The sequence below is a fragment of the Fusobacterium perfoetens genome, assembly GCF_021531475.1.
GTDB lineage: Bacteria > Fusobacteriota > Fusobacteriia > Fusobacteriales > Fusobacteriaceae > Fusobacterium_B.
The window spans coordinates 1-785 of the sequence record NZ_JADYTX010000074.1 but is presented as its reverse complement, the minus strand read 5'-3'; the positions used below and the strand labels follow the sequence as shown (position 1 = coordinate 785).

Genomic DNA, 785 nt, shown 5'->3' with positions numbered 1-785 from the left:
TAATTTATGAAAGAAAAGTTAAAATTGACTACATAATTTTTTTGATATAAATTCTATAATTTCCAAGTAATCAACAAGAAAACCATTGAAAATAAATATTTTTTATTAAATTTTTTCTAAAATTTTTATCATAAAAATTTAAAAAACTATTGACAAATTTTGAAAAAAGGTATATCCTTAATATGAAAATGGTCACGAGAACAAAAAATGTGTCAAAAAGGAGATTAAAATGATATATGGTGAAATAAAAGAATTAAATCAATATAGAGGATTATCAAGAAACTTAGATAAAGCTATTGATTGTATCCTTAATGGAGAGTATAAAAATGCTGTTCCTGGAAAAAATGTGGTAGATGGAGATAAAGTTTATTTCAACTGCCCTGATCACCCAATGACAAAAGAATTTGAAGATGGATTCTTTGAAGGACACAAACAATATATAGATATTCACGTTGTTATTGAAGGAGAAGAAAACTTAGGTTTTGTTCCTCGTTCTGAAGCAAAATTAACTCAAGAGTATGACGAAGCTGGAGATTATGAATTATTTGATGGAGAAATTAAATCTCTTTTCCATTTAACTCCAGAAAGATTCGTAATGTTCTTCCCTAACGAACCACACATGGCTCTTCTAAAAGTTGGAGAAGTTAAACAAATCTCTAAAGTAATATTTAAAGTTTTAGTTTAATAATAATTTAGGAGGCAAACTCAATGAATAGATTAGAAGAAGTTAAAGGAAAATTAATAGTTTCTTGTCAAGCACTTCCAGATGAACCATTACACAGTTC

At 27.0% G+C, this 785-nt stretch carries 1 protein-coding gene and 1 pseudogene; both read left to right on the top strand.

The genetic code is table 11. The features are described from left to right. Positions 1–229: 229 nt before the first annotated feature. Positions 230–685, top strand: a complete 456-nt coding sequence (locus I6E15_RS10050; protein WP_235247633.1) for a YhcH/YjgK/YiaL family protein — start codon at positions 230–232, stop codon at positions 683–685. 23 nt (positions 686–708) lie between these two features. Next, positions 709–785 (top strand): annotated as a pseudogene (locus tag I6E15_RS10045) (N-acetylmannosamine-6-phosphate 2-epimerase); the annotation flags it as partial.